This window comes from Sphingobium subterraneum (genome assembly GCF_014199435.1).
In the GTDB taxonomy this organism is placed as follows: domain Bacteria; phylum Pseudomonadota; class Alphaproteobacteria; order Sphingomonadales; family Sphingomonadaceae; genus Sphingobium; species Sphingobium subterraneum.
Genome location: NZ_JACIJP010000006.1, coordinates 36,091 through 61,581, shown reverse-complemented (window position 1 = coordinate 61,581; position 25,491 = coordinate 36,091). Strand labels below are relative to the sequence as shown.

Here is a 25,491-nt window from a genome sequence, read left to right as displayed (position 1 = left end):
CACCACCATATCGCGAGCCAACTGGTCCTAAAGACAGTCGCACACTAAATTCGTAAACGTTCAGCCCAAAATCAATCGGAGACAACGATCCGCTGCATTAATCGTCGCGACGTCGGGCTACAGCCGCAAGCGAAACACCGAACGGGAATCGAAATCGAGCAGCCCAATAGCGTTCGAATCCGAAGACCCTTTCGAGCATTGCATTTACGGGGGGCGGGGGTACGTTATCGTCGCCCCCGGTCCTTTTGGTCAGCTTACCGATAGCGCGAGTTGCCACGATAATCGGAAGCAGCAGGCTGTTAAAATGGGTCAGGTGCTCAACTTCGAATCCCGCCCCATCCAGTACACTCCGCAGCGATCTTTCCGTGTATCGGCGCTGGTGATGATGCGCGACGTCATGTTTGGACCAAAGCCAGGGTATCGCGGGAACCGTGATCAACAATACCCCCCCTAAGCTAAGCTTTTTGCGCAGCAGCATAAGAGTGCCAGCGTCTTCAGGAATGTGTTCCAAAACGTCCAGCAGCGCAATGAGATCGTAGCGATCGTCTTCAAGATCGACGCCGTCGGGCAGAAAACCGGATTTGATATCAATCCCGGTGCGATGACTGGAAAATTCGCGCGCGCCGTCGTTCGGCTCCAATGCCTCTACTACGCCGTATCGCTGCAAAAGACGTATGTTAGATCCTGTCCCACAACCGACCTCGAGTAGCTGGAGCGGGCGGCGAGCAGGTGCATACCGATCCAAGAGCGTCGCGATGATCCTCCGTCGGGCCCGAAACCACCAATGCGTCTCATCAATCTTTGTCATTCGGTCGTAGATAGCTGCATCCATTACTCGCGCTCCTCTAGTCCGAATGAGTCTCTTACGATGTAGACAGGGCGCTGTTTTACCTCAATTAATATCCTGCCAACATACTCGCCAAGTATTCCCAGCGAAAGTAGTTGGATGCCCCCAAAAACCAGCACTGCTACCATTAGAGATGAGTATCCTGGAACGGAGTTGCCTCGAAGAATTGTGTCCAATACTAGCCACCCAGCAAACACGAGGCCCACCGCAGCTAACACAAAGCCAAGGTAACTCCAGATTCGAAGAGGAACCGTGGTAGTGGCCGTAATCCCGTCAAGGGCCAATCGCCAAAGTTTGAAGTAGTTGAACTTTGTTGTCCCAGCCTCCCGTTCGTTTCGTTGGTATTCAACCGTTGTCTCCCGGAATCCTGACCATGAAAAAAGCGCTTTCATAAACCGATTTCGCTCAGGGAGCCGGCGCACGACTTCAACAACGCGTCGATCCATAAGCCTGAAATCTCCCGCATGCTCTATTATTTTGTGATCAGACAACCAATTGTGTATTCTGTAATACAAATTAGCGGTGCTCCGCTTTACAAACCCATCGGTCTGCCGATTTGTCCGTACACCACAAACAACTTCAAATCCGGCGCGCCATTTTTCGACCATGGCCACAATCACTTCAGGTGGATCTTGTAGGTCAACGTCGATTGGAATCACTGCCGCCCCCCTTGCGTGATCCAGTCCAGCCGAAAGAGCGGCCTCTTTTCCGAAGTTGCGTGATAGTTCCACAGCACAAATTCGAGAGTCTTTGGAGCGAGAAGAAAGAATTTCAGCAAGAGTCCCGTCGGTACTGCCGTCATCGACGAATATAATTTCCCACGCGGGCTTTTTTGGAATGTTCTCTAAAACAGGGACAATTCGATTCAGAAAGTGCTCTATTCCATCGGCCTCATTCTTCACTGGAACAATGATAGTCAGAACCACAGGGTAAGTTGGAGATTTCATCGAAACACCCATGTACGGTTGAACCAGAACGCCAAAGCCGGAGATAAACCGATTACAAGCGGATATGGGGACCAGACTGGCATGCCGAAATGACGCACCATGAGCCATACCCAAAAGCTGTTGAGGGCAAACGAGGAGAGGGAGACGACAGCGAAGCGTCGCGCCATCGGAATCTTTTGTGATCGAGCAGTTGGCGTGCGAAAGCTCCATCGGTCGTGGAGGATAAAGGCAATCGCAGAGGCCGCTATAAACCCCGCCGTCCAGGCCACATTTGGGTCGATCCCGCCCAACACTACGCCTGCATGATAGACGGCGAGGTTAATAAGGCTTGCGACCAAGCCAGAAACGGCGAAGCGCGACACCTGTCCCGCCAGGGTTGCATAATGAAAAAAATCAATGCGCCGAAACATTCGTTTTCAAACTCTGTGGGTGGCCGACCTCAAAGATGACCGATCCTTCCTTGCTCCAGATCCGCTTTAACCGGCGATCCTGCGGCAAGTGAATGCCGACCGTGTCAATGATCCACAAGTAGTCCACCTGATCCAAATTGAGCTTAGCGTATGCATTATCAAAAGTTGCGACATCACCCCTTAGGCACCCTGGATTGCGCACATCTTGCCCGGGCATTTCCCGGTTAATTTCGGTAGGGGTAAGGTTCATGATCTGCCCGGAGGCTTGGGCGAAATTGTCGTTCACCATGGCATCCCGGCGAGTTATCGCCATGCTCTGAATATGGTTCAGATAGCGGGGCTCCCACTGACGATCACAACCCGTAATGTGGAAAGCCGCGATGCGGGAGCCCGGCCTGACATGAGTAAGTCCGGTCAGTTCAAGATGCGCGCGCGAACTGGCCGTTTGGATTGCAAAAAACAGGATAGCCGACCGAACTACAAAAAATGTGTAACCAGCCCACGCCAAAGGCAAACTTGGGCGCTTCGGGTGCACCGCCAACAGTACGAGAGCAACGGCGACGGGGATAAGGCGCAAGGAGCCATAGTCCGAACCATTGATTAGCCGGGGCAAAAGCACCCCGAATATTGCCAACAAAATCCCTGGAATCAAAAGACTTAGGGACCACTTAAACGAACGACGCAGCAACAGGGGCAATGACGCGCCACATAACACGATCAATGCGGACAAGATGTCGATCGCCATCCATCGCGTACGCAGCATGCCGACAGTCCAAAGTAAGATACCGTCTATGTCAAACCAAATCCCAGTGAACCCCGCACTCGGTTTTCCTGAGAGTATAAGGACAACAAGCGGCCAGGTAATTGGCATGCACGCGACGATGGCGCGAATTATGCTATGAAGAAGAGACTCACCCTTCTCCAAGGCGTTTCCTAAGACACCCCCAAAACAGAATATGCCGAAAACTCCGAAGCCCGCCATATGCGATACCAAAACGAACGGAGCGTAAGCAGCCAGCGCAGCTGATCGAGCAAGCGGCCTTTCAAGTCTACTAAAACGCAAGCAGATAAAAAGGCCGATGAACGCCAGCCCAATGGACAGCCAATAGTTTACAAAACCAAATATAAATGGGTAGGAATAGGCGAGCGGCAAAGCGAATAGCGACGTCCATGGCAGTTTTTTGTGCACTTCTTTCGCGACTAACAACATTCCTAGGACAAAAATCCCAGGCAACAGTGCTACAATCATATGGGCGGCGCGCTCTGTGCCCAGTAACGGACCAAGTGCTGCAACGAGGATATCCACGCCTAAATTGGGTATCAACTGCCAGTCGTAAACAAAATAATGACTTAAATAGGAGGAGGTATGGATTTCTTGCTGCGTGTGATAGCGGGAAACATGCGCTGGCAGATCGACCAACACGGGTTCCGCCATCGGCCATAAGGGAACCGTAGCCAAGGCCGCCAGTACGATAGCGGACCTGCCGCTCTGCAACCAATCGGCTTTAGCAATGTCTGTAAGCCGAATGATGCGACTCCCTGTGAAATAGAGAAACTGTGGATATTCAGCTTTGTTCGCAATTGCAACAGATATGCCCGTCATACCCGGTTCATTCTCCACCAGACCTGCGCGGCAATCGGTAACCTATCGTGGCGGCGTGCGGCAGCATGCTGGAAGTTAGTATCCGTATCAACACTTTAAGAGGAAGTCGTGATCGTCGTCGCTCTCGCTGCATTGACAGTTGCGACGACGATCGCAGCGCACACCTTCATGCCATTTGCTTCGATCACTCTGGACGCGAAGATCGTCAGCGGAGCTGAACCGACGGCGGCTTTGAGGGCGCGCCCATCAGCGCGTGGACGTCCGCTCTAGGGGCGGAAGGCGTTGTAGTAGCCCCTCAGACTGGGGTGACATTTTTCGGGGCTACGATGCTTGGGCCCTTCGTTCAGACGCGGTCGCTTCAGGGGACCTACTGCAAAAGAATGATTTATATCCCGCATCTCGGATTGGACCAGTCCTTTGCCGTGGCCAGCAAGGTATCGCCCCGGTTGCCAGGTTTTGGTCAAACGGGTCCCTTTCGAGGCTGGTTTGATCAGGGCGCGATCCGCTCCATACAGGCAATGTCATGGTATTCCAGGCGGACACGATGGTAAGCATAGGTTTGCCGCCACATGCCCTTAGGCCGCGTCGCCTCCGCTCCCAACTTGCCTCGCTGCCAAGTTTTCGCCGCACTCGAAACAGCTTTTCAAATGGCCTGTCGATCCGGCTCAAACGCCCCACGCAATATGCAAGCCTCAACGCCTTGCGGCTAGCGAAATGCTCGCATTCCGGCGGTAAATATAGCAGTCGCACGAGCTCACCAGTATCCGGGCAGCGCATCCACCAGTGGAGCCCGCCAAAATGCTGCGAAATAGCTGTGAGAGCGATCGTCTGCTGGACGGGCATTTGCTGTCCCAGTGGCGTCACAAGGGAGTAGAAAATATCAGCCGGGCAGGACCGCCTGCCCGTAAATCCAGCTGGAAACGCAGGGACGCTATCGCGTGGCCATCAACCGACCAACTGACTTCTCCGCTGCCGACCTGTCCCATCCGGATTGGTCCTAGACGCATAAGCCAAGCGAGATCGAAGGAAATGCAGTCCTCTGCCAATCGCCACCCACGTGCGTTCTCCGCGCATTGCCCAAATCATCTGAGAAATCTATTCTGGCAGGGGGTTTGGTGAAACGTCTCCACCTGATTGCTATCTGATTGCTGATGCAGCGTTCGTCAGAAATGCGCCGGAGTGTATTCCCGCTAACCACTTGATTTTATGGTGAGCTCTGCTGGATTGGAACCAGCGACCTACTGATTAAAAGTGTAACTAAGTATCTGATTATATTGACCTATATCGCTTTATATCGTTCGGTAGGTCGTTGATCGGGCGATTCTTCGGTGCCCCGCATCATTGCAGGTGCAGTAGGCTCTATCATACAATTTCAAGCGTCTGATACCCCGATGATACCCGGTTTAGCAGAGCGGAGGAATCGCGTTGTCATTGCAGCAATGAATTCGGGATTGGAGAAAAATAGAACGAGCTAATTGCATATAAGGGCAGTGGAAGGATTCCTCACCAAACGCGATAGCTCCGATGACTTGGAACGCCATTTCATTTCTACTCGCTAATCCCGGGCGAATAGGACTGTCTGTTTAGCGCCAGGCTGATCCTCCCACCCATCGCATCGCCCCATTCCGAAATCGTCGCTCGCCCGGCTTTCTGTCAGAATTCCTTCGATACGTAATGGCAATGGGGTATTAAGCCTACCTGCCGCCTTCCGCTTCGTCTCGAAAGTAGCCCCAAGAATTCGCCGAAATTACGGCAAACATGAGACGTCCAGTGAAAATGCGTTTGCCACTGTGATCAGCGTGGAAAAGCGGGGGGACACGATGTTGTCGACCCCGCGTCGCACCTGACAAACAAACGGGACCCTGAACCATGCAGTCTGGACAGAAGCAATTCCTGCCCAGAACTGGTCCTGCTAAAACGTTGTACATTAGACCCACAGCACACGGTGCGTAACAGCACTGATCGCGGCCATAACATATATTATTTGAGCGATTACCCATGGACATCTCGAAAATGGGTGCACAATTCCCGGATGAATCGAACTTCAAGGAGTGGCACTCGATTCGCCCTGATTTTGCCGGGGACGATCAGAGCTGGAGAAAAATATGCGTATCAATCTGCCCATGGACCTGTTGAGAACCCTTGTGGCGATTGTCGACACAGGATCGATGGTTAAGGCAAGCGAGCATATCTATCTTACCCAATCGGCCATCAGCCTCCAGATGAAAAGGCTATCGGATATTATCGGCCAACCGATCCTTGTACGTCAGCAGGGCGCGCTTCATCTTACACCCGTCGGTGAGCGCTTGGTTGCCAGCGCCAGAGAAATTCTTGCGCTGAACGACAGCTTGATTGGGGATATCGGTAACCGGGTCGATAGCCCTGTGCGTATCGGCATGGTACAGGATTTTGCCGATGCAATCCTTTCCGGCGTACTGTCGCGTTTCAAGCGCTCTTATCCCGACGTGAGACTGGAAATCCGCGTTAGCCATTCCGAGGAGCTTAAGGACCTGTTTGCTTCCGGCCTCCTGGATATCGCGCTTTATCTGGGCGATCCCGATACGCTCGAAGCGACCAGCAAGGCTCAAATGGCCTGGTTTGGCGATGCGGATCTTCTTCTGGAACCGGTCTTGCCGATCGCAATCATGACCAAGCCGTGCCGGTTCCGGGAGGCGGCGATCCAGGAGCTCACTCGTATGGAGCGTCCCTTTTCCATTACGGTGGAGACGCCCAGCATCTCAGTATTGCGTGCAGCTGTCGAAAGCGGTCTTGCGGTGACGTACCGCACTTTCCTCGGTAACCGGTCTGAGCCGCTTGTTATCGGAGGCGAAACCGCCCCCGAAATTGCGTACATCGTTTCCGTTCAACCTTCTGCCGATGCGACGGCCTTAGCGCTGTCTGAACTAATCACTGCGGCTGTCCGTAAAATATAATTGGCGAGTTTGCGGAGCCCGGTACGCACGATGCTTTCAGGATGTCCCAATCCCCGGCGAACGTGCCGGCATGTGACGGTCGGTCAACATCGCTCCCACAACTAAAAACACCGCCGCACCTGCCAAAGCAGCAAAGAAAAGCGCTGGAGATACGGTAGATAAAACCGCGCCGCCCGCAAAGCCGCTGATAATTCCCGATACCCTGCCCACGGTCGAACAGGCCCCTACGCCGGTCGAGCGGGATTCCGTTGGATAGGCATGCGCAGCCAGGACGACCAGCAGAGCCTGGACGCCGCCCATGAACCCACCCGCCGCGATGTAAAGCGCACCGATACCGATAGTCGAAGGCGTTTCGCTCAGGCCCAGCACCGCGCTCATGGCCAGGGCAACAACGGTCGTAGCGGCCAATGTCAAAACCACAATGCGTGTGCCGAAGCGCGCAGCGACGAACGAGGCGCCTAGCGTGAAGGCGAGAGAGGCGATATTATACGGTACGCCCAGTCCGATGGCGACCTTAAGGTCAAGTCCCATGCCTGTTAGAGCGGTGGTTCCCCAGAGGATGAGCCCATTAACAGCAAACCCGTTCATGAAGAAGCATAGCCACAGCGCGATATTCGTTCGGGCGTTTGCCTTCGTGAGAATCCTTCCTGCCTTGGTTACCCCATTTTTTTGGACATCCGGCGCTGGTGGAACAACCCAGCTTGAATCCTCTTTCGGCCAAGCGCGAACCAAAAGCGCGGAGAGGCCGGCCTTGGCCCGTCGTGCCGTCCAACTCGGGGATTCGGGCATCGACCACAAGACCAGGAAGCCAAGTGCCATCGGAAGAAATCCTCCGATCAGAAAACAGCCCTGCCATCCCCATCGTTCAATCACGATCATCGCGATGACGGCGCCCAGCATTCCGCCGACAGGAATGCCGGCCGTCATGATCCCGATGGCCTGACTTCTCGCACGACGAGGCATCCATTCAGCCACAAGCGCGGCCGCATTAGGGAAGCAAGCGCCGAACGCCGCACCCTCGACAAGCCTAAGAGCGGCAAGCGTTGGGACATCGCCTGCTGCAGCGCAACTGACAGTCGCTATGCTGAACAGGAAGGTCGTCCCGACAAGCAACGGCTTGCGGCCCCACCAGTCGCCGAATTTAGCGCCAATTAGAGCTCCTGCGGCCATACCGAATTTTGTGAGACCTACGGCTGGTGAGAATTCGAGCTCGGTGACCTGCCAATCGGCAAGGATGGCGGGGGTCGCATAAGACAGCATCTGAAGGCTGAGCCCCTCCAGCACGAGTATGGCGGCCATCATTCCTACGACCAGGATCTGCAACCGTGATAGGCTACGCTCATCGATAAGATCAGCAACAGGGTCACCACGCGTTATAGCCGGGCTAGACGCAGCAGGGGCGGGCATTCTTCTCTCCGGCATGCATCGTACCCTGGCCATGAGACAAAGCGGAACGGAACCGGTCCCGAACATGCGGCAATCGGCACGGGGGCCGACGCTGACGCACATTCCAGATAGGAACTCTCCTCGTGATCGCGACTAACGGCCCGCCAGCCTCGGTGTCAACATAAAGCGGGCATATATACTTCCGATATTTAGGGGATATTGTCGTTGTTAAACACCAATATTAGAAATATTCACTTTGATAGTGAAGGCGACGGGCAAAACCGGTGACAAAGCGCTTTCTGATTACAGGAAGCGACCAAAATCGGCTTCCTCATATGGTCTGCATACATCGAGAGTCGGGTCGTTTGCGGTTTCGGTGCTCCGTCGCCCCACTTTGATGGCGCTCAAGAGGTACATTTCCAACTATCGTTTGATTCCACGTCAAAATGATAAATGCTTAGACGCGTATTGCCGAATCCGGCAGACGCGAAGGCCGTGGCGTTCCTGATAGCGTATGGAAAATATGAACTATAATTGGCCTCGCCTGCGTGAGTTTGTGATCGATTTCGGAAGGATGCTCGGGAAGAATCCCACGGAAAGCGTCCTTTTTGCGGAGGGCGGTGCGTTGCTCGCTGCGCTTGTCGCGGTCGACGACTGGCTGCCGCCGGAATATGCCGAACCCCATCCCGAGCGGTACCAGCAATATCTCCTTCATTGCGACAGCCAGGAGCGTTTTTCGGTTGTCAGCTTCGTTTGGGGGCCAAATCAGGCGACGCCGATCCATGACCATCGGGTTTGGGGCTTGATCGGCATGTTGCGCGGCGCAGAGACAGGCGAACGCTGGTCAAAAGGAGCGGACGGTCGCCTGCAAGCCGACGGGTTGCCACAACGACTGGAACCCGGGGACATCGACCATGTTTCTCCGCGCACGGGCGATATCCATCGTGTCGCAAATGCCTTCGCCGATCGCGTTTCGATCAGCATTCATATTTACGGGGCCAATATTGGCCGGGTCAAACGGTCGATCTATCACGAGAACGGCGACGTGAGACCATTCATATCGGGTTATGCCAATCGCCATTGCCCGAATATCTGGGGTATCCAGCAGATCATATGACGTTCCATACAACCATCACGCCACAGGAAGTGCGACTGATGCTGCTTGCGCGGCAGGAACTCGCACTTATCGACCTGCGGGAGGAAGCGCCGTTTGCGCTGGCTCATCCGCTGTTTGCCGCACAAATGTCAGCCGGTCGTATCGAAATGGAGATTTTCGATCGAATTCCGCGACGCGGCGTGCCGATCATTTTATATGATGACGGCGAAGATCTGGTGGAAGGAGCGGCCGCACTTATCCGCTCGCTCGGCTATTCCGATGTACGCGCGTTGGACGGTGGACTGCAGGGCTGGAAGAACGCAGGGTACGAACTCTTTCAGGACGTCAATTCCTACAGCAAGGCCTTTGGCGAGCTTGTTGAGCACCGCCGGCACACTCCGTCGCTTCCCGCAGAGACGGTTAAGGAATTGATCGACCAGAACGCCAACGTCCGCGTTGTGGATGCGCGCCGTTTCGACGAATACAGCACAATGAATATTCCGGGTTCGACCAGTGTTCCGGGGGCGGAACTGGTGCTGAAGGCCCCGGCGCTGGCCAAAGATCCTGACACGATGATCATCGTCAACTGCGCAGGGCGGACGCGCAGCATTATCGGCACGCAGTCGCTCGTTAACACCGGAATTCCAAATCCCGTGTTTGCTTTACGCAATGGCACGATCGGATGGGTGCTTGCAGGCCAGGCTCTTGAGACTGGCCAAGAGCGCCAGGCCCCCGATGCGACCGAAAATGAACAGGAAGCGGCGGCTCAGCGCGCACGCGAGGTAGCCTATCGCGCCGGAGTGCGCCACGTAACTGCCTGGGAGGCAGCTGTGTTGGCGCAGGACGGAACCCGAACATTATACCGCTTCGATGTCCGTTCTCCTGAGGAATATCGGAAAGGTCACCTGCCTGGATTTCTCAACGCCCCTGGCGGTCAGCTCGTGCAGGAGACGGACATGAACGCCCCGGTGCGGGGTGCGCGCATTCTGCTTTCCGATCCGCTGGGATCACGTGCGGACATGACCGCGTCATGGTTGGCGCAGATGGGCTGGGAAGTCTATGTCCTTGAGCGCGGCTTCAATGCGCAACTGGAAGAAGGGGATCATAGTCGCGCCCTTCCGCCTCATCCCGAGCCTTCCATAGTCTCTCTGGCGGAACTCGATCGTTTGACGGCCTCTGAACAGGGGATATTGATCGATTTGGCAACATCGCGCGAACACCGAAAAGGACATATCCCTGGTGCCCGCTTTGCCCTGCCGATCGAGCTTGAACAGCTCTTGCTCGAAAAGGCTGGTGAGGAGCCCGTTGTGCTGACGTCCCCGGACGGTCGGTTGGCGCGTCTGGTTGCCGCACGGTATCGAGAACGGCAGACAGTGTCTGCGCTGGAACTGGGGACGGCAGGCTGGAGTGGGGCGGGTCGGCCGCTGGCGACCGGGTTGGAAAATCCGCTGAGCGAACCACGTGATATTTACAAGCGGCCTTATGAAGGGACCGACAACGCATCAGAGGCCATGCAGGCATATCTGGACTGGGAGTTCGGTCTGGTTGAACAGCTCAGGCGTGACGGTACCCATGGATTTTTTGTCATCTAATCCCTGCGGTAGAGCACCCTGCGTTGCGGGACCTGAAAGCCGAGGATCTTTAGATCCATCGTTAACGGGGAAATGAGCAAGAGTTATCTTCAAACTTATACAAACTCGTTATCCAAACCCGATCCGCCCCAATATCATCGCTGGCCTAACGCCAATGGAGGATATGGTGGCAGAGTCGCTGCGTGGGTTGCTGGGAGAACTGCATGAAGAGCGTCTCCGTACCTGGCCGCCTGAAGATCTTGAACTGAATATCAGGCAGCGGCGCGAACTTGTCGAGGCGTTTGATCCTTCCAAGATAAAGAGCGTCGGTGAACAACTCGACAATTTCGAGTTTGTCGATGTCAAGGGCGGCCGCTTCACGCTCGATGATGTAGCCAAGGGCGGAGCCGCCGTTTTGATTGTCTTTCGGTGGGCCACATGTCCGTCATGCAACGTGGCATTGCCCTATTATCAGCGTAACCTGTGGCCGCAACTTCGGGAAATGGGCGTTCCCCTTGTTGCGATCAGCCAGCAGGTACCCGAGAAGCTGATCGAAATCCAAACATCCCACGGTCTGGAATTTACGGTCGCCTCGGACCCGGGCAATCGCTTTTCAAATGATCTGGGTATCACGTTTTCGTCGAACAAAGATGTCCATACCTGGCTGGCGGTCAAGGAGTTCGATCTGCCGGGTATTCTCGGTTCGAACAGCACGGATCTCCCTCAGACGACGGCGCTCGTGATCGATCAGGCGAGGACGATCCGATTTATCGATGTGCAGCCGGACTGGCTCATCCGTACGGAGGCGGAGCCGATTGTCGATTCCGTCAAGGCGTTGATTGCCGGAGTGCTTGCGTGATGCGTGGTGAGGGATCGATCCTGCGCTCGCATCTTGGAAGATCTCTCGGCATCTGGCTGCGATCGCACCAAGGCACAGAGATAGCGTAAAAAACGAATATTGAGGTCGGCTAAGGACAGCATTTTCCGACGGAGGAGCAAAAAAACTATTTATCAATTAAATCAGTTGAGATAAAGGCCTTGATGATTAGGTTATCTACAACCTGTGATTCGGGGAAATATAGATGTTGTCGTGTAATTTATTATGGGGCGAAGGATCCAAGTACGTGGATTTCGTCGAATATTCGTCATGTAAAAATAATGAAAAATCGAAATTAAATACATGCAAAATAGGAAAATTTACAAAATACATTCTTCTTTCGACTGCTATAGTATTTTTGTCGGTTCCTAATGTTCCAGTTTTTGCGCAAGAGACAGCTTCTCCGGATTCGGGCGAAGGATCGGCGGGGACTATCGTTGTGACCGGGCAGCGCGGTGGCAGACCACGGACCGTCGCAGAAAGCCCGGCGCCGATCGATGTCATCAAGGGCGACCAACTGGCGGCGCCCGGACGCGCCGACCTGTCCGAGTCCCTATCGAAGTTGCTGCCTTCCATTAACTTCGGTTTCAACGCCGGTGGCGTGTATTCCGTCGTGCGGCCGATTTTCAATCGCGGGCTTGGTCCCGCGTACACGCTCGTGTTGGTCAACGGCAAGCGCCGCCACAACAGTGCATTGTTTACGAATGGGGGCGGAGACACCAGTGGCGTCAATCCGGTTGATTTGGACGCTCTTCCCTTGTCGTCGGTGGCGTATATCGAGGTCTTGAAGGACAGTGCCGCCGCGCAATACGGGTCGGACGCAGTCGCGGGTGTGATCAATCTGAAAATGAAGTCTCAGGACCATGGTGGTCATATCAGCGTCATGGCCGGTACCTTGTGTTCGTGCGACCGCAATGAGGGCGACTTGGTAACACTGAAAGCCGAAGCCGACATCGGGTTCAAGCTGGGTGACGGCGGCTTCGTCCATGTAAGCGGCGATCTTCGCAAGCGAGGAATGGCGTGGAACAATTATCGCGCGACCGTGCTTCCCTTCTCCCCGGCAGCCAATCCCAAGAATGCTGGTTTTGACGGTCGTGCGGCGCAGAACGGCGACCCAAAGATCCGCTCATACTCAACCAGCTATAACGCGGAGCTACCGACAGGCGATACGACGACGCTTTACTCATACGGTACGTTTGGCCAGCGCTGGACGGTCAGCGGCAACAGCCTGCGTCGCCCAAATTCGAACGCTAACATATCGCAGATATTCCCCAACGGCTTCTTTCCGCATTCCAACACTGCCGAGACCGATTATCAGGCCCTCATCGGGATTAAGGGGCAGATCGGGGAAACGCGCTGGGATCTTAGCACGACCTACGGACGCAATCGCGTGCGTCAATATAGCGACCGGACGATTAACGCGTCGCTCGGTCCCGCTTCACCAACCCGTTTTGACAATCTGGCGACATTTCAGTTCGGTCAATGGGTCACCAATCTGGACCTTACTCGCGGGATTGAGATTGGCCTGCCGGAGCCTTTGCAGATATCTGCAGGGGTAGAGTATCGCGTCGATTATTTTCAGACCTTTGCGGGAGATCCGCTCGGTTATGCGAATGGCGGCTATATCTATCGACCCGGCGATCAGGACGGCAATCCGAATGTCGGCAGGCCCGCCGTGGCGACCGCGCAAGGCGGCATCAGCCTGTCACCTGCGGACGAAACCAAACTGACGCGAGGCAATATTGCCGGTTACCTCGATGTAAGCATCAACCCCGTCAAAAACTGGTTTGTGGGCGGCGCGGTTCGCATCGAGCATTATGACGACGCCGCGGGAACGACATTCGGATACAAGCTCAACTCGCGTTATGATTTCACACCCTGGCTGGCGTTGCGTGGCACCGTAGGGACGGGCTTCCGTGCGCCGTCGCTCACACAGATCGGCTACTCGCAAACCGACAGCCGGGTACAGCCGAACCCTGTTTCGGGAGTAGTGGAGCCGACATACACAAAACTCGCCCGCAATGACTCGGCGCTCGCACGGGCTCTGGGCGCGCAGGATCTGAAAGCCGAAAAATCCACCAATTATGGTCTTGGTATTGTGCTGCGACCTGCGCCTCGGCTCAACATCACGCTGGATGGATACCAGATCAAGGTCAAGAACAGGATTGTCCGGACCAGTCCGCTCTTCGGGCCCGCGCTCGCCAACATTCTGACGGCCAATAACGTGCCGGTCACGGCGCAAATCATTTACTTCGCCAATGGCGTGGATACACGTAGTCGTGGGTTTGATCTGGTGGCGGACTATAGTCTGAATGTTGGGGACGGTCGCCTCGGTTTTGATGCGGCGCTCAATTATAACAAGATCAAGATAACACGAATTGCCGCGCCCCCGGCCGCCCTTTCCAACCTGGGTCCAAATCCGGGGGGGAGCCTCGCGTTTCTGGCGGTGGGTACAATCGGAGACATGAGCACCAACCTGCCGAAAATGAAGGTTGTTCTGGGTGCACACCTGTCAGTGGGGCGGTTTACGATAAACCTGAACGAGACCCGTTACGGAAGCTATCGATGGACGCGCAGCCCGCTGATCCCCAACGGCATACCTCACGCTGCCCGATGGCTTACCGATGTCGATGTGTCGGCGCGGTTGTGGAAAGGCCTGAGGGTAACCGCAGGCGCTTCCAACCTGTTTGGCGTGCATCCTCAGGAAAACGGTGCGCCTGACCCCACGACGGGTTCATCGCTTTTTCTTTACGGGCAGCCCCCGTTTTCCCAGATGGGAGGGTTTTACTACGGCAAGCTGTCGTTCGATTTCTAATGCGAAGCTTCTTGCATCTCTCTTTCAGATAGAGAGATGCAAGGGCGTTGCAAATCGTGAATATGATATTTCCTCAATTTAAGTATTAAATTCCTTAATATATCTAAAATTATTAGATTTCAAAAGTGTAACTGGTGTTGACGTGCAATTGTCATTAAAAATATGCACAATAATGATCGGCGCGAAAATCTGACTATTTCATGCTGATGGTTTTTGCATCAAAGGACGGAGATAATAATGGCTATCAATGTGGCCGCCGCACGCAAAGAGAGTGCGAGCGAACCGATCTCGCAGGACTATCTCGATGAGATTACGCGCAAGCTGGCGGCGACGGCGGAGGAGTATGATCGTACCTCCGAATTTCCGCGCGCCAATTTTGACTATCTTGCCGAAAAGGGTTTGATCGGGCTGACGGTAGCGCCGCAATATGGCGGGCGCGGCGCCGGTTATGCGGAAGCGATCAGAGTGTTGGGCGCGGTTGCGAAAGGAGAGCCTTCAACGGCGCTCATTTTGTTCATGACATATGCCCATCATGCCCAGCCCGAGCGGCTTACGCGGTGGCCGCGGCACTTGTACGAAAGGCTGGCCCGGGAAGCTGTAGCGGGCGGCGGGTTGATCGGCTTCTTCCGGGTAGAGCCGGAACTGGGCACGCCGGTACGCGGCGGGATGCCCAAGACGATCGCGCGGCGGACGGGGGACGGCTGGACGATTACGGGGACCAAGATTTACGCGACAGGTTCCACGGGCATCGACTGGTTTGCCGTATACGCAACGACGGACGAAGATAAGCCCCGCACGGGAGTGTTTCTGGTCGGGAAGGACGCACCAGGCATTTCAATCGAACCCGAATGGGACCATTTCGGAATGCGCGCGACGGTAAGCCATCGGGTGGTTTTCAACGAAACTCCGATCCCGCTCGACCATGCGGTCGATGTGCGCAAACCCAATGAGTGGGTATTCGGTGTGGACGATAAGTCGCTCGCCATTTGGAACTCGCTCTCGATCTCCACCATCTATGATGGGGTCGCGCGCGCAGCACGAGACTGGCTGTGCAGTTATCTCAAGGAACGGGTGCCCACCAACCTTGGTGCGTCGCTCGCTACGCTGCCCCGTGTGCAGGAGAAATTCGGCGAGATCGAGGCTCTCCTGCACGTCAACCGCACGCTGCTGGAGTCCACGGCGCAGAAAGCCGACCGGGGAGAAGATCTCCCGCTCGTCTTCCTCAACATCGTCAAATACACGGCAACTTCCAATGCGATCCGTGCTGTCCAGATTGGCCTCGAACTGACGGGTAACCCTGGCCTGACGCGCAAGAATCCGCTGGAACGCCACTATCGTGACGTTATGTGCAGCCGGATCCACAGCCCCCAGGACGACACCATTCTGGTAGGAGCGGGCCGGGCAGGGTTCGGCCTGTGAGCGGTCCGCTCGTCATCGCCACCCAGATGACGGAGAGCTTCAATGCAGGGCTCCGCAAAAAAGTTGACGCGACGGTGATTCCGGCGCCCGAGGCATGTCCTTGGGCGGTCGCGGACGAAGCGGACATCATGCTGGTGCGGCCGACTTCAGCCTGGACGACCCATCGTGACATCGCGCGCCCGGCCACATGGCCCGGGCGGCTGAAGTGGGTCAATAGTGGCACGACCGGCATTGATTTTTATCCGTCCTGGTTGCTCGATGCGCCGATTGTCACCTGCGGGCGCGGGGTCGCTTCGGCCTCGATTGCTGACTATGTGATGGCCGCCATCTATCTTCATGCCAAGGATCTGGAGGCGGTTCGCGTCCATGAGCCGCAGCTGTGGAAGACGCAGCCTCTCGGGCAGCTCACCGGCAATACGGTAGGCATAATCGGTTTCGGTACAATTGGTACCGCCGTGGCTCGCCGGGCGCTCGCCGCGGGCATGCGGGTGACGGCCGTCCGCCGCCGCCGGCTCCCGGGCACCGTCGACGGGGTGGACATGCTCGACCGCATCGAGAATGTCATCGCTTCAGCGGATCATCTCGTGCTGGCGCTGCCTGCCACCGATGCCACGCGGCTTGCGGTTGACGCAGACATGCTCGCGCATGCCCGACCGCATGCACATCTTATCAATGTCGGGCGGGGTGCCGTTCTCGACCATGACGCTCTTGTGGCGGCGCTGGATGCAGGCCATCTCGGCTTTGCAACGCTGGATGTGACGGAACCGGAACCTCTTCCGGAGGGGCATGCGCTCTGGACGCATCCGCGTGTCAGGCTTACGCCGCACGTTTCCGCCAACCATGCCGACGCCCACACTGTCCTGCTGGAAAAAGTCGTCGCCAACATTGCTCGCTTCTCGCGCGGTCAGACCTTGATCGATATCGTCGACAAGAGCGCCGGCTACTGATGCGATGAGAAGGAACCGCTGATGAACACCATAGACCCTGCACACAAGCACATCTGGCAACAGGAGCAGGAAGCGCCTCGCTCGATCGAAGAAGAGCGTACATATCGCAAGCGTCGGCTCGCCGCGTCCTACCGCATTTTTGCGCTGCGTGGTTTTGATCTTGGTTTGGCGGGCCATATCACTGTGCGCGATCCAGAATATGATGACCGCTTCTGGGTAGCCCCACTTGGCCCCTGGTTTGGTCATATTCGTGTTTCCGATCTCGTGATGGTCGATCACGACGGCAATATTGTGTATGGGAAGGGGCCGATCAATCAGGCGGGATTTGCCATCCACTCTGTGTTGCACGCGGCGCGTTCCGACGTTGTCGCAGCGGCGCATTCCCACTCCCTTTATGGCAAGGCGTGGTCGACGCTGGGCCGACTGCTCGATCCGATTACGCAGGACGCTTGTTTCTTCTACGAACAACATGCGCTGTACGAAACGTTCGGCGGCATCGTGCTGGATACGTCGGAGGGAGAGCAGATCGCCAAGGCGCTTGGTGACAAAAAGGCGGTGATTTTACAGAACCACGGGATCTTGACGGTCGGGCAGAGCGTCGAGAATGCCGTAATGAGCTACATCATGCTTGAGAATTGCTGCGAAACGCAACTGCTGGCCGAGGCCGCAGGACACGTCAAACTGATCCCGCAGGACGTTGCTCAGTACACGTCCAACCAGATGAAACGCAGGGATGCCGCGGCGGCAGGCTTCCAGCCTTTCTGGGAAAGGATAGTGAAGGAGCAACCCGACTTTCTGGAGTAGCCAGTCCATCAAAGGGTTGGTTTCTGTCGACAAAAGATTTCCGTCTTAGCTGCGGCAGCGAAGTGGCTTTGTTGTATAAAGCGTGAGTGCCAACCTATGATTACTTGTGAGAAGTATTTCTCATGACAGAGCAATGATGAGACGTTTGGGTGACGAGCAGAGCAGTGCCTAAAGACATTGAATGCGCAGTGGCACCGGATTTTCCGATAATCGATGTCCATCATCATCTCTGGGATGAGAGCTTTGGATTGGCGGAGAATTTCGGTCGATTTCTGCCACAGGATTTTGTTTCCGAAGTTGAGGAAAGCGGCCACAGGCTGATAGGGTCGGTTTATGGCGATTGCGGCTTTGCCTTTCGCGATAATGGACCTGAGGAATTTAGATGTGTCGGCGAAACCGAATATGTGGAGCAGGTGGCCGAACATTTCTCCCGCAACCGGGGCGCGGCTGGGAAGGTGGCGTGCGGAATCATCGCCCGGGCCAATCTGATGATGGGAGACGCGGTGGGTCCGGTGCTCGACGCGCATAGGGAGGCGTCGCCCAAGCGGTTTAAAGGAATACGGGAGTTGCTGGCGTACGATCCCGAAGTGTTTAGGGCGCTCAATATTCCACAGCACAAATCGCGCCTGCCCGCATTTCGATCAGGCGTTTTGCAGCTTGCCCGCCGGGGTCTTATTCTGGAAGTACTGGGCGTCCATCCCATGCTGGACGACATTGTCGATCTGGCACACGCGTTCCCAGAGGTCTCAATCGTCCTCAATCATTTTGGCTATCCCATAGGGATCGGTCGCTTTCACGGCCAACGCGCGGCTGTGTTCGACGACTGGCGAAGCAAAATTTCTGCGCTGGCGAGGTGCGAAAACATCACGATCAAGCTGAGTGGCGTGGGTGCTGAGGTACCTGGCTTTGGCTGGTTCGGGGGTGGGGCGCCTGCACGCTCCGTCGACGTCGCGACCGTGATCGAACCGTATGTGACAGCGGCAATCGACGCATTCTCGCCCGCACGCTGCATGTTCGCCAGCAACTTTCCGGTCGACAAGGCGTCATTTTCTTACGGGACACTCTGGAACGCGTTTAAACGGGTAGCAGCGCGCTATTCGCTGGAGGAGCAGCACATGCTGTTCCACGCGAATGCCACGCGGATCTACCGTCTGGAGTTGTAAGGCCTGATCGGAGGCGCCAGCCTCGATGCTAAAGTGCTTGGGTAACCAAGGCGAGCAAGAGCCGCCGCCACGATTCAGGTATCATATATACTTTTTTTAAATCTGTTGATCGGCGCTCGGGGTGATAAGCGTGTATCAGCATCAGCGAGCATTTGTGGTGACTCACCATTTTACAGGTGAATGCCCCGATAAAGTCGGGTCAAACCCGAAGAGGCATAAGCGCCGAATTTCGCTCGCTTATTTGTGGACCCAACGCCGCAAACTGACGTTTTTTGAGAGGGGCATGCCAAAAGGCAAAACCATAACAGCCTGAAACTGTGCTCATTCTGGGTCGAAATAACAGAAGGGTAGGAGAGATGTCAGATAAACGTATTTGGGCCACCGGCTCTGCGCCGGGCGCGGAAATGGAATATTGGCGGGCCGCAACTTGCGAGGCAGTGTTCGATATTGAGATCAAGTCGTTCGATGAAAATATCTCGCTCGATGCGAGCATTGTTCAACAGTCTTTGGGCCCCATCCGTCTCAGTCGCATTAGCGTAGGATTTGGGCAGGTTATCAGCCGGACGCCGGCCGCAATACGACGCAGCAAACTTAACCAGTTCGAGCTTGTTCATATCATGGAAGGCAGTGCTTTTTTATGCCAGTGCGGGCGGGAAACGGAAATTAACCCGGGCGATTGCATCCTTGTGAACGGTCACGAGAAATACACGCTCACGACCAGCCCGGGAAGCCGTAACCTGTCGTTTCATCTGCCAACCGGCTGGCTTAAACAATGGTTGGCATGTCCCGAAGAACACGCAGCGATACCCATTGCGGGTCGTAAGGCATGGGGTAGGGCGCTGGTGGCGGCGATGGAGGCCATTGGCGACGATGTCGATGAGAATTGCTCCAGCCTGTGTGCCGACCAGATTGGCGGAGCGCTGGCACTGGCGCTGGCAAAGCGGGAGGATCGTCCGATTAGCCAGCATCAGCTTCGTCATTTCCATCGTTTGCGGCAAACATTGGCAGATCTGGCGCATGATAATACGTTGGACGCAAAAAAGGTTGCACAAATGCATGGCATCTCGGTGCGCTATCTCCATGCGATTTTCTCCACGGCAGGCACGTCCTATTCGCATGAACTGCTCAACATTCGTCTTGAGCGGGCAGCGCGGATGCTGAGACTGGCACCGTTCAGCGATCTCAGCGTTGCGGAAATCGCATGGCGTTGCGCTTTTTTCGACGCCAGTCATCTCACACGGCATTTTCGTCAGCGTTTCGGTACAACTCCAGGAGCATTCCGCACGTCCAGCGCGTCTCTTCCGGTTTCGTCCCTTGGTGCATCGCGTCTGGGAGTGGCGTAAAAAGACGCCCGTCGGGATCAGTCCGGTCCCGGCGGGCGCCGCATGGCAATTTTTGGGGGCGGTGCGGCTATGCTGGCGGCAAGCCGGAATAGCTCAATGGAATGATAACGGACTTCTGGATGGTATATTCACGTAACAGCTCCCAGGTCAGTTCCCGGCCAAATCCGCTCTGCTTATAGCCCCCCAGAGGCATGCCGCGCGGGAGGTTGTAATAGGTGTTAATCCAAACGATTCCCGTCTGCATTGCCCGCGAAAGACGGTGGGCCTGTCGTAAATCTTCAGACCAGACTGCACCAGCCAGCCCATAGAGTGAATCGTTGACCTGCGACAGAAGGTCCTCCTCATTGTCCCAAGTGATAACGCTCGTTACTGGCCCGAAAATCTCCTCCTGAGCGACCCGCATTCCGTTGTGAACGTCGCCCAAAATGGTGGGCTTCACGAAGTAGCCGTTTTCAAGGCCATCGCCGGTTGCGATTTCGCCGCCATGCAGGATTGTCGCGCCTTCCTCACGCGCCACATCAAAATAATTCCGGACCTTGTCATATTGGATGCGCGAGGAAAGGGAGCCTAGCCCCGTCTTCTCGTGAAGCGGATCACCGACACTGATCTGTTTGACGGCCGCGACATATTTTTCCAGAAAGGCATCGCGCACGGATCGCTCAACGAAAAGGCGAGAGCCGGCCATGCAGACTTCTCCCTTGTTGAACACCATTGCCAACGCGGCTGTTGTGGCCGCCGCATCCAGATCAGCGGAGCTACAGACGATGTTAGCGGACTTGCCGCCCAATTCCATGGTTTGGGGAATGATGTTGCGGGCGGCATATTCGATGATCTTGCGCCCCGTCGCCGTCGATCCGGTAAAGGCGACTTTGCGAATATCGGGATGCGTGACCAAAGCCTCTCCGACGTCCTTTCCATAGCCCGTAATAACATTCAGCACGCCGGGTGGAAGCAAGTCGGCTATTTCACCAATAAATTCCAGAACGGTAAGGCAGACGATCTCTGACGGCTTTAAGACAATCGTATTCCCGGCGGCCAGAGCCGGAGCGATTTTCATGGACGCCATGAGCAATGGCACGTTCCATGGAATGATCTGTGCAACAACGCCCAATGGTTCGCGGTGGACGAGACCCAGCAGGTCGGCGTGATTGTGCGTTTCCCCTTTCAACGACCATACCGAACCGGCAAAATATTCGAACTGGCCGATCGCTTCCGGCAGATCATGGATTGTCGCTTCGAACACGGTTTTGCCGTTGTTCATGGACTCCATCACGGCGAAGTCTTCCCGACGCCTGCTCAGTCGCTGCGCGATTTCAAGCAGAATGCGCTGACGCTCTTCGAAAGAGGTTCGCGACCATGCGGGAAATGCGCGTTTGGCGGCGGCCACAGCCCGCTGAACGTCGGTGGGCGTGCCCGCCTGAATATTCGCAAGATGCTGGCCGGTGGCTGGGTTTGACAGGCCGATGACATTGCCGCCATCCGAACCGGTCCAGGCTCCATCGATAAAGTGCCCATATTCTGCACGAAAAGTCGGCCTCACCGAAATTTTTGCTTCCGCGTTCATAATCATCCTCGATATGTTGTGCGTGATCGGGAACCGGATGCCTTGTTCAAAGGTCCGGCAGCCTTCACAGCATCTATCGGCGCTCTGTTGCGGCGTACCAATATATGAGGCTGAAGCAGCCCCTTGTACGCGGTTGCGGCGGGGACAACCCAACTATTCGTGATTTTCTCTCATTTGCGGGAACAATAGACGTCCCCGCAAATGGTCGTGTATCGAGCCGTCAGCTATGCGCGCCTTGCGCAAGCCATTCGGCGCCCTCCTTGTAGAGTGCAGCCTCTTCGGGGCTGCCGGGCGCAGGCAGCTTAAGGTTCATGTCAATGCCCATCTGTGAAAGGCAATAGGCGATATTGCGAAAGGCGGCGGGGAGGCTGCTCCACCGCTCCATGTCGATGTCAAGTTTTTCGCCATATTTCACCGGAGCGATCATGTCCTTGTCAAATACGCCGACGCGCTTCGTCATCTTCCATCCGTTGTCGGTCTTCAGGAAGAAATCGTAGAACCGCACGACAGACGTGATATCGCATAGCACACCATGGCAGGGCAGGCGGATGAGCACTTCTCCACGCGCCTCTGAGACAGCGTGCTTCCCGTTAATCTCTATCACCGATCCGCAAAAGAGGTGCTGGTTGAATGGTTGCCGGTTGGGGTTTTCCGTCAATTCTTTGCTTGCGGCGATGAACTCATCCGCAGTGCCCTTGAACCAGGTAACCTCAATGGTTCCGTCTTCGGTCCAGATGTCCCGCAGCGGCGCCCAGTTGCCGGCATCGCGGTGGATACCCCACGCCGCCACCTGCTGGGCGATCATCATCTTGTCCATTGCTTCCTGTTCGTAACTCAGCATCACTCTTTCCTCTATCCCAGATCGTCAAACGAGCGGAAGGGATCGTTCCCGTCCCATCCCAATGCGGCTTTATAGATTTGCGTAAAAAACAGGTCGTTGGGCGGACTATATTCGATCAGCTCGGTAAAGCCGGATAGGGTGTCCACCGTGTCTACATATCCGATCCGGGAACCGGTCGGCACCAATGCCTGAAAAACAAGCGGATGGCCGCGCGCAGCGTAGAATGCGATATCCGCATCGAAGTCGTCCGAAGCGCGGGCGACGTGATGAAAGCCATAGCCTCGCGTTTCGATCATCTCATGATATACCGATGGGCCATCGCCAATTGGCTGGATCAACTCGATCAGAATATGTCCGGAAAAGGCCATGGCAACGCCGATTTCCTGTTCGACGGCATTCCCGCGATATGTCGCGCTTTCCAGGCTCAGCCGATCGGCAATGAACCATGGTCCTACACCAAGTGTGTCGCGCCAGCTTTTCACGGACGCGCGAAGATCCTCGACGACATAAGCTGTCTGGATGATACCGCGGCTTGGCTGACCAAAATCGGAAAGCATCGCTAAATGTCCACTTCAATATGCATGGCGGCACCGTTCAAGCGCATGGGCGTGATCGAACAGACACAAAACGCGCATTGCTTGTTTCAGACGCCTGTGCGGTCCGTTTTTTGGATGCTGCATCAGGCTCTCCATCATCTGCCCGGTGATGGGCTAACTGGCGATCTGCGCGCGATGCACAGCAGTGAATGCGGGCATTGTATGCCAGCAAAAGCTGGCGCGGCAAGCTGGCTGATGCCGACCGCGCAAGAGTTCACGCGGGTTTGGGCGTCGTTTACACGGAAACAGTTCAGGCTCGTATAATGCCGACCGACGGTGGAACCTGGACGATCCGCCATGCGGCGTTCCTGAAAGGCTGACGGATAGTTAGATGGCTTGTCGGGATACGGACAGGTGGGAAGATTTAAGGATGGCAACATGTACCGACTAAAAAACCGGAAAGCCTTTATCACAGGCGGGTCCGAAGGCATTGGAGCTGCCATTGCACGCCTGTTCGCGCGTGAGGGGGCCGATATTCTTCTTATGGCGCGCAATAGGGAGCGCCTTGACGCGCTGGTTTCGGAACTCAGCAGCTATGGCGTACAAGCGACTGCTTTAGTTGGGGATCTGACAGACAGGCATTCCGTCACCGCCATCGCGAAACAGGTCGCCGAGCTTTGCATCGACGGGCTGGACATCTTTGTGGCCAACGGAGCGATCTCCGGGCCGGCCGCGCCGATTGCTGCGGTCACGCCCGATCAATGGAACGCGGTATTTCAGAGCAATGTGCTGGCCAATGTGCAATTCCTGCACATCTTTCAACCGCTGCTCCAGCGTTCGGACGCGGGTCGCGTTGTGTTTTTGAGTTCCGGTGCCGCGAAAGTGACGCGCCTGCCGAATACCAGCTACGCCGCGACAAAAGCATCTCTGGAAGCGATTGCACGAATTTATGCCGCCGATAATGATGACGGGTCGATTTGCGCCAATATCATCAATCCCGGTCCCACGCGCACCGACATGCGCGCGCGGCATTTCCCGAACGAAGACCCGATGACGCTGCACACGGCAGAGGATGTTGCGGAGCTGGTACTGGCGCTTGCCGAACCGGGCTGCACACAGACCGGCCAGACCATAGACTATATGAGCTGGGCAGCGGAAAGGGCGCTTACATCGTGACGTCAACCGAGCAGAGGGGAGTACCCACCTCCACATCCTCGCCCTCTTCCACGAAGATTTCCATCATTGTGCCGTCGGCAGTTGCCTCAATATCCTGGGTGATCTTGTCGGTTTCGATGGCATAGAGAGGATCGCCGACCGAGAAGCTCTCGCCCGGCTTCTTGTGCCATTGTGCAATAGTCGCCTCCTGCATGCTCATGCCAATGCGCGCCAGCTTCAACGTTATCTTCATTACGCAACCTCCCGCTGGCAAATAGATGCGGCGGCGCGCACGATGTCATCGGCATTCGGGAAGATGGCTGCCTCCGCGTTTGGTGCGTAGGGCATGGAACTGTTATTGACCGTGACCCTGCGAACGGGCGCCCGTAACCCTGCAAATCCCTTGTCGGCGATTACGGCAGCGATTTGGCTTGCGGCGCTGCACATGTCGCGCGCCTCATCGATCACGACCGCGCGTCCAGTCTTCATCACGGACGCGACGATGGTCTTTTCATCCAGCGGTACAAGCGAGCGCACATCGATGATTTCCGCGTCCACGCCGATGGCGGCCAATTTTTTGGCGGCACTGTGCGTCGCGCGGATCATGGAACCGACGCTGATGAGGGTAACGTCCGAGCCTTCCTTGGGCCTTGCGGCCTTGCCAAGCGGTACGAGATGCTCGCCATCGGGCACGTCGCCGCCTACTGCCCCAAGTCCGGAAGCCTCCAAAAAGAAAGATGGCCGGTTGCTGCGTATTGCTGTTTTCAGCATCCCCTTTGCGTCCGCAGGTGTCGCGGGGACCAGGACGTCGATGCCACCCAGATTCATCAGAACGGGATGGTTGGCGTCCGAATGCTGGGCCGCCTGAGAAGCCCCGCCGCCATAGACGGCAAGCACGGTGATCGGCAGGTCGATCTGTCCGCCGGTCATGAGCCGGAGCTTCGCCATCTGGTTGGCGATCGCATCGAAGCCAGTGTAAATGAAATTCGAAAAGAGCATGTGTGCAATCACCCGATACCCGGCGGCGGCCGCCCCCACTGCCATGCCGGCAATCGTCGCCTCACAAATCGGCGTATTGCGCACGCGCTGCGGCCCGAATTTATCGAGCAGGCCGCGTGTGTCTCCAAAGACAGCGAGGGCTACGTCTTCGCCGAAAAGGATCGTTTTGGGGTCACGCTCCATTTCCTCGTGGAGCGCTTCATTGACTGCTTGCGTGTAGCGTATTTTTGTCATG

General features: G+C 55.9%; 22 protein-coding genes and 1 pseudogene. 13 read left to right on the top strand and 10 right to left on the bottom strand.

Annotated elements, in window-relative coordinates:
• Positions 1-97: 97 nt before the first annotated feature.
• Genes FHS92_RS15055 through FHS92_RS15040 form a run of 4 tightly spaced genes read right to left on the bottom strand, consistent with a single transcriptional unit; the run spans position 98 to position 3,807 of the window.
• Positions 98-832 (bottom strand): class I SAM-dependent methyltransferase, encoded by a 735-nt coding sequence (locus FHS92_RS15055; RefSeq protein ID WP_184081575.1) that lies wholly within the window; start codon positions 830-832, stop codon positions 98-100.
• Positions 832-1,794, bottom strand: a complete 963-nt coding sequence (locus FHS92_RS15050) for a glycosyltransferase family 2 protein (RefSeq protein WP_184081574.1) — start codon at positions 1,792-1,794, stop codon at positions 832-834. Before FHS92_RS15050 ends, FHS92_RS15055 begins: the two co-directional genes overlap by 1 nt.
• Positions 1,791-2,204, bottom strand: coding sequence for a GtrA family protein (locus FHS92_RS15045; protein ID WP_184081573.1), 414 nt, complete (start codon positions 2,202-2,204; stop codon positions 1,791-1,793). The genes FHS92_RS15050 and FHS92_RS15045 overlap by 4 nt, the downstream gene beginning before the upstream one ends.
• Positions 2,188-3,807 carry a hypothetical protein gene (locus tag FHS92_RS15040; RefSeq protein WP_184081572.1) on the bottom strand — a complete coding sequence of 540 codons (1,620 nt, stop codon included), beginning with the start codon at positions 3,805-3,807 and terminating at the stop codon, positions 2,188-2,190. The genes FHS92_RS15045 and FHS92_RS15040 overlap by 17 nt, the downstream gene beginning before the upstream one ends.
• Positions 3,808-5,912: 2,105 nt before the next feature.
• On the opposite strand from FHS92_RS15040, the gene FHS92_RS15035 reads away from it, so the two are divergent.
• Positions 5,913-6,740: a LysR substrate-binding domain-containing protein gene (locus FHS92_RS15035; RefSeq protein ID WP_184081571.1), complete on the top strand. Its 828-nt coding sequence runs from the start codon at positions 5,913-5,915 to the stop codon at positions 6,738-6,740.
• 36 nt (positions 6,741-6,776) lie between these two features.
• On the opposite strand, the gene FHS92_RS15030 is transcribed toward FHS92_RS15035, so the two are convergent.
• The gene (locus FHS92_RS15030) at positions 6,777-8,213 is read right to left on the bottom strand and encodes an MFS transporter (protein WP_184081570.1); all 1,437 of its coding nucleotides are present in this window, start codon (positions 8,211-8,213) and stop codon (positions 6,777-6,779) included.
• 436 nt (positions 8,214-8,649) lie between these two features.
• Here FHS92_RS15030 and FHS92_RS15025 point away from each other — a divergent pair, with 436 nt between their 5' ends.
• The 10 genes and pseudogenes from FHS92_RS15025 (at position 8,650) to FHS92_RS14985 (ending at position 20,161) form a co-directional block, all read left to right on the top strand.
• The gene (locus FHS92_RS15025; protein ID WP_184081569.1) at positions 8,650-9,243 is read left to right on the top strand and encodes a cysteine dioxygenase family protein; all 594 of its coding nucleotides are present in this window, start codon (positions 8,650-8,652) and stop codon (positions 9,241-9,243) included.
• Positions 9,240-10,355 (top strand): annotated as a pseudogene (locus tag FHS92_RS15020) (rhodanese-like domain-containing protein); the annotation flags it as partial. The gene FHS92_RS15025 and the pseudogene FHS92_RS15020, both read left to right, overlap by 4 nt.
• 6 nt (positions 10,356-10,361) lie before the next feature.
• Positions 10,362-10,814, top strand: coding sequence for a rhodanese-like domain-containing protein (locus tag FHS92_RS18690; RefSeq protein ID WP_425506259.1), 453 nt, complete (start codon positions 10,362-10,364; stop codon positions 10,812-10,814).
• 166 nt (positions 10,815-10,980) lie between these two features.
• Entirely contained in the window at positions 10,981-11,652 is a 672-nt protein-coding gene (locus FHS92_RS15015; RefSeq protein WP_184081567.1) for a redoxin domain-containing protein, read from the top strand.
• Positions 11,653-11,917: 265 nt separating this feature from the next.
• Positions 11,918-14,485 (top strand): TonB-dependent receptor domain-containing protein, encoded by a 2,568-nt coding sequence (locus tag FHS92_RS15010; protein WP_184081566.1) that lies wholly within the window; start codon positions 11,918-11,920, stop codon positions 14,483-14,485.
• Positions 14,486-14,722: 237 nt separating this feature from the next.
• Positions 14,723-15,904: an acyl-CoA dehydrogenase family protein gene (locus FHS92_RS15005; RefSeq protein WP_184081565.1), complete on the top strand. Its 1,182-nt coding sequence runs from the start codon at positions 14,723-14,725 to the stop codon at positions 15,902-15,904.
• Positions 15,901-16,851: an NAD(P)-dependent oxidoreductase gene (locus FHS92_RS15000; RefSeq protein WP_343056746.1), complete on the top strand. Its 951-nt coding sequence runs from the start codon at positions 15,901-15,903 to the stop codon at positions 16,849-16,851. The genes FHS92_RS15005 and FHS92_RS15000 overlap by 4 nt, the downstream gene beginning before the upstream one ends.
• Positions 16,852-16,872: 21 nt before the next feature.
• Positions 16,873-17,655: a class II aldolase/adducin family protein gene (locus FHS92_RS14995; RefSeq protein WP_184081564.1), complete on the top strand. Its 783-nt coding sequence runs from the start codon at positions 16,873-16,875 to the stop codon at positions 17,653-17,655.
• Positions 17,656-17,843: 188 nt separating this feature from the next.
• Positions 17,844-18,818 (top strand): amidohydrolase family protein, encoded by a 975-nt coding sequence (locus tag FHS92_RS14990; protein WP_184081563.1) that lies wholly within the window; start codon positions 17,844-17,846, stop codon positions 18,816-18,818.
• 356 nt (positions 18,819-19,174) lie between these two features.
• On the top strand, positions 19,175-20,161 hold the full coding sequence (locus tag FHS92_RS14985) for an AraC-like ligand-binding domain-containing protein (RefSeq protein ID WP_184081562.1): 987 nt from the start codon (positions 19,175-19,177) through the stop codon (positions 20,159-20,161).
• Between the two features lie 67 nt (positions 20,162-20,228).
• On the opposite strand, the gene FHS92_RS14980 is transcribed toward FHS92_RS14985, so the two are convergent.
• From FHS92_RS14980 to FHS92_RS14970, 3 genes are all read right to left on the bottom strand, one after another.
• The gene (locus FHS92_RS14980; RefSeq protein ID WP_184081561.1) at positions 20,229-21,725 is read right to left on the bottom strand and encodes an aldehyde dehydrogenase family protein; all 1,497 of its coding nucleotides are present in this window, start codon (positions 21,723-21,725) and stop codon (positions 20,229-20,231) included.
• A 220-nt stretch (positions 21,726-21,945) separates the two neighbouring features.
• Positions 21,946-22,566 (bottom strand): nuclear transport factor 2 family protein, encoded by a 621-nt coding sequence (locus tag FHS92_RS14975; RefSeq protein WP_184081560.1) that lies wholly within the window; start codon positions 22,564-22,566, stop codon positions 21,946-21,948.
• An 11-nt stretch (positions 22,567-22,577) separates the two neighbouring features.
• Positions 22,578-23,123, bottom strand: a complete 546-nt coding sequence (locus tag FHS92_RS14970; protein WP_184081559.1) for a VOC family protein — start codon at positions 23,121-23,123, stop codon at positions 22,578-22,580.
• Positions 23,124-23,147: 24 nt separating this feature from the next.
• Here FHS92_RS14970 and FHS92_RS14965 point away from each other — a divergent pair, with 24 nt between their 5' ends.
• A complete protein-coding gene (locus FHS92_RS14965; RefSeq protein ID WP_184081558.1) occupies positions 23,148-23,426 on the top strand; it encodes a hypothetical protein in 279 nt (92 codons plus the stop codon).
• A gap of 114 nt (positions 23,427-23,540) precedes the next feature.
• Positions 23,541-24,278 carry an SDR family NAD(P)-dependent oxidoreductase gene (locus tag FHS92_RS14960; RefSeq protein WP_184081557.1) on the top strand — a complete coding sequence of 246 codons (738 nt, stop codon included), beginning with the start codon at positions 23,541-23,543 and terminating at the stop codon, positions 24,276-24,278.
• Here FHS92_RS14960 and FHS92_RS14955 read toward each other — a convergent pair.
• Both FHS92_RS14955 and FHS92_RS14950 read right to left on the bottom strand, forming a co-directional pair.
• Entirely contained in the window at positions 24,268-24,510 is a 243-nt protein-coding gene (locus FHS92_RS14955) for a lipoyl domain-containing protein (protein WP_184081556.1), read from the bottom strand. The two genes, FHS92_RS14960 and FHS92_RS14955, sit on opposite strands and share 11 nt — an antisense overlap.
• On the bottom strand, positions 24,510-25,490 hold the full coding sequence (locus tag FHS92_RS14950; RefSeq protein ID WP_184081555.1) for an alpha-ketoacid dehydrogenase subunit beta: 981 nt from the start codon (positions 25,488-25,490) through the stop codon (positions 24,510-24,512). The genes FHS92_RS14955 and FHS92_RS14950 overlap by 1 nt, the downstream gene beginning before the upstream one ends.
• Position 25,491 lies beyond the last annotated feature (1 nt).